The 4,010-nt window shown below is 33.3% G+C and carries 5 protein-coding genes; all 5 read left to right on the forward strand.

All coding sequences use genetic code 11. The features are described 5' to 3' along the window. The first annotated feature begins 811 nt into the window (after positions 1-811). The 5 genes from ENL20_02360 (at position 812) to ENL20_02380 (ending at position 3,863) form a co-directional block, all read left to right on the forward strand. Entirely contained in the window at positions 812-1,594 is a 783-nt protein-coding gene (locus ENL20_02360; GenBank protein ID HHE37397.1) for a TdeIII family type II restriction endonuclease, read from the forward strand. Further along, a complete protein-coding gene (locus ENL20_02365) occupies positions 1,595-1,789 on the forward strand; it encodes a hypothetical protein (GenBank protein ID HHE37398.1) in 195 nt (64 codons plus the stop codon). It begins immediately after the preceding gene. Positions 1,790-1,829: 40 nt separating this feature from the next. After that, positions 1,830-2,675 (forward strand): flavodoxin family protein, encoded by an 846-nt coding sequence (locus ENL20_02370; protein HHE37399.1) that lies wholly within the window; start codon positions 1,830-1,832, stop codon positions 2,673-2,675. 348 nt (positions 2,676-3,023) lie between these two features. Further along, a complete protein-coding gene (locus ENL20_02375) occupies positions 3,024-3,296 on the forward strand; it encodes a DUF4342 domain-containing protein (protein HHE37400.1) in 273 nt (90 codons plus the stop codon). A gap of 9 nt (positions 3,297-3,305) precedes the next feature. Next, on the forward strand, positions 3,306-3,863 hold the full coding sequence (locus ENL20_02380; GenBank protein ID HHE37401.1) for an adenylate kinase: 558 nt from the start codon (positions 3,306-3,308) through the stop codon (positions 3,861-3,863). The last annotated feature ends 147 nt before the right edge of the window (positions 3,864-4,010 follow it).

The raw sequence follows: 4,010 nt of genomic DNA on the forward strand, positions 1-4,010 counted from the left end.
AAATCAAACAAGACAATAACAAATATTTTTTGGACAAATGGTATTTGAAACCGGTTCGGGATGAAATCGAATTTGTTCGGAAAAACATAAATAGAATTCAAAATCTAAACACAAAAAAAATCTTGGAGATTATTTTAAGCAGGAGTGTACGCAGTTGTCGGGCAACAACTCATTTTGATTTAGCAACCTTAAAAGAACCTGTTTATTCAACTTATTATTGCCATAAACATTTCAAAATCTGCAAACCTCTCTTCTCAATGTTCAGTTGGTGGCAAAGATATGCGAACGATACATTGAAAAGACTCTTTCATTTTCACCAATTAAGAACTGATACTTTTCAAAAGTGTTTTACAGGGGATTCCAGAACTATCGATTTGTTTGGAGAAATCGTAAAAGATAATAATGAATTTTATCAACAAATCTTAAAGAAAAAGATTAATGGAATTTTCTCATCTCCTCCTTATGTTGGTTTAATCGATTATCATGAACAGCATGCTTATGCTTATGAAATATTTGGATACGAGAGAAAAGACGAATTGGAAATCGGACCGCTTTTTAATGGAAATGGTCGGGAAGCGAGAGAATCTTATGTAAAAGGGATTTCGGATGTTCTGAATAATTGTAAACGGTTTTTAATAGATTATTATGATGTTTTTCTGGTTGCCAATGATAAATTTAATTTGTATCCGAAAATTGCAGAAAAATCGGGAATGAAAATTGTAAATAGATTTAAAAGACCGGTTTTGAATCGAACTGAAAGAGATAAGACTGCTTATGCTGAGATTATATTTCATTTGAAGGAGAAATAGAAATGGGTTTACCGAATGAGAAAAAAGAAAAAATTGAATTTCTATTAGTTAAAACAATCGAAAATAAACTAAAGAGGTATGCAAGAGAATCTCATTCTATGCCTTTTTTGGTTAGATTGATTCAGGACAGCAGAAAAGTTGCAGCCTACTCATTCATCCATTCTATTGCGACAAGTTTAGGAATGTCAATATACGAGAAAGTTTCTATGATATTGGCTGAAGATAATTGTATTGAATGCTTTCGAAATTATGATTTAGGTAGCGTTATTTCAAAAAATCAAAAATCTGTTATCGATAATATTATCCGTGAATTAAGAAATAATGAGAGAAAACCAAATTATGAAAATGATATGCAGATTATCTTAAATGCTTCTCCAAAAAATGGTAAACAACAAAAAGATGGAAAAATTGTAGATTTTTATATGATAAGAGATGATTCTGAATATTTGTTCGAAATAAAAACAGTTAAACCTAATATTGATATTTTTACAAAAACAAAAGTAAAATTATTAGAATGGATTGCAAGAAAGAGAAAACCGATTCGCTCAATTTTAGCATTGCCGTATAATCCTTACTTTCCAAATCCTTATAAAAGATTTACAAATCAGAATCTTATGCAGGAAGGAGTCGATTTTCTCGTTGGAGATGAATACTGGAATTTTATCGCTGGTGAGAAAATATTTGAGGATTTATTAGATATTTTTGATAAAGTTGGCAAGAAGTGGAAAGAAGATATTCTGGCAAAAATTGAAAAAGTTGCGATAGAAAAAATGGAGAATTTTTAAATGGCTAAAGATAACGATGTTCTTTTTATACTGACTAATGAAGATGCACAGATTGTTTCAAGAGATTTAATTGGTCGAGACCTTTCATCAACAGAAATGCAATATGTAAAGAAGGGATTAGAATATGGACTTGATGATTGGGCGGAAGTGATGAGAATTTCAATAAAAAATGCAGTTGAATTTGTTAATCCTTAATCTGTTTTCTGAATTTACAACTCAAAATTTTAAAAGATAAATGAAAACCATCCTCGCCCTCATCGCATCTCCCCGCAAAAAAGGAAACTGCGAACTGGCAGTCAAAGAACTCGTTAAACATATTCCTGAACCGCATAAACTTAAACTTTTAAGACTTTCAGATTTTAAAATCAAACCATGCAAAGCCTGCTTCAAATGTTTATTCGGAAAAATGAATTGCTCAATCAATGATGATCTGATTAAAATCATCAAAGCAATGATCGAAACAGACGTGATAATTTTATCTGTTCCGACATATTTTTTAGGAGCAAATTCCGAACTGAAAGTTTTACTCGACCGCGGACTCGCTTTCTATAAATATGCTGAACAGATTTGGGGAAAACCAGCAATCGGAATCGGCGTTGCCGGATTGGAAGGAAAAGAAGGAACAACCGCACTCGAAATCAGGAGATTCCTGAAAGTGTTGCTGGCAGATATCAAAGGAATCGAAATTCTGATTGGTTCGCTGCCGGGAGAAGTTTTGCTGAATTCTAACAATAATGAAAAAATCCAAAACCTGGGAAAAATTCTGTCTGAAAAATCAATTCCAAATAATGAACAAAAATGTCCGCTTTGCGGAAATGATACTTTCCAGTTTTTCCCAAACAATCATGTAAAATGTATTGTCTGCAGCAATTTTGGAGAAATGGTTTTAGAAGAGGGAAAACCGGTTTTCAAAATAGAAAAAGATAAGCATGGAATTTTTCTGACACCTGAAGATGCTGAAGATCATCTGAAATGGCTGCAAAGCATGAAACAACGATATTTGGAAAAAAGGAAAGAAATGAAAGAGGTCAGGAATTCTTTTCACGGAGATTGGGATTGGATAAAACCGGAAAACCATTAAAATGGTTTATACAAATTTGTTTGAGTGATATTCACCCGATTGAAATCGGGTGTTATTCTGATAGTTCGTTCTGTGAATATGTAAATCAGATTAACACCACAATTGTTTAATCCGGCTTTTGACGGACATTGTGATTAAAAAAACAGGAAATATCCTGTAACCATTTCAATGATTTTCAAGAAACACTGAAGCATTCTATTTGACAACATTCTTTAGAATGTTTTTTTCGATTTAGAGAGCGGATTTATTCGCTCGGAATTTCGACTTTACAAGTCGAGAATTGCACATTTTGCAAAAATGTGTTACAAAAAAATTCCATCGAGACGATGGAGATACAGGAGAAAAATCATGTGCGAAAAAACAAAAAAGAGTGAATTCAAAGTAAAAGGAGAAGAACTCCTTAAAAAAGTAAAAGAGATCATTCACGAAGGAAATGTCCGCAAGATCATCATTAAAAATGAGGACGGAAAGACTTACCTGGAAATTCCGGTAACGATCGGTGTTGTCGGAGTTTTACTCGCTCCGGTTTGGGCAGCGATTGGCGCTTTAGCTGCTGTTGCTTCCAAATTCAAGATCGAGATCATCAAAAAAGAAGAAGAAAAGGAAGCGGAAAAAGAATAATAATCTGATTTGAAAAATAAATACAAATACATCACGATCGTCGGCTCGACCTGCAGCGGAAAGACTACTCTTGCCAGACATCTTTCCAGAATCCTTCATATTCCTCATATCGAACTCGACGCAATTTACTGGGGACCAGACTGGACAGCAAAATCATTTCCTGAATTCAGGAAAGAAGTCGAAGAAATTGTTGAAAGAGATTCCTGGATCATCGAAGGAAATTACATGTCTGTGCAGGATATTGTTTTATCCAAAGCAGAACTCGTTATCTGGCTGAATTATTCATTCCCATTAGTTTTCTATCGTGCCTTGACCAGAACGATCAAAAGGATGATCACTCAGGAAGAAGTTTTTTCCGGAAACAAAGAAAGGTTTGTCGAGCAGTTTTTCACAAGAAATTCATTACTTTATTGGGTCATCAAAACATATAAAAAAAAGAAAGATAATATGAGATTCATTTTTGATCATAACATTTATTCCAATGCGAAAAAAATCGAATTGGACAAAACGAGAGAAATCCGAGATTTTTTGAATTCCATTAATGAGTCCACTCTAAAAAGGCAATAATTTGGAATATGTATGAAATTTTGCATGAAATTTGGAAACTGATGAATCGGTTATTGACCTCTATCTTCTTATTAACCACCAACTTAAGTTGGTGGTTAATGAAACAGGAAAAAGTATTAACCGTTTTAACGGTTTCTAATTTTATTG

The organism is Candidatus Cloacimonadota bacterium (assembly GCA_011372345.1).
Classification (GTDB): Bacteria; Cloacimonadota; Cloacimonadia; order Cloacimonadales; family TCS61; genus DRTC01.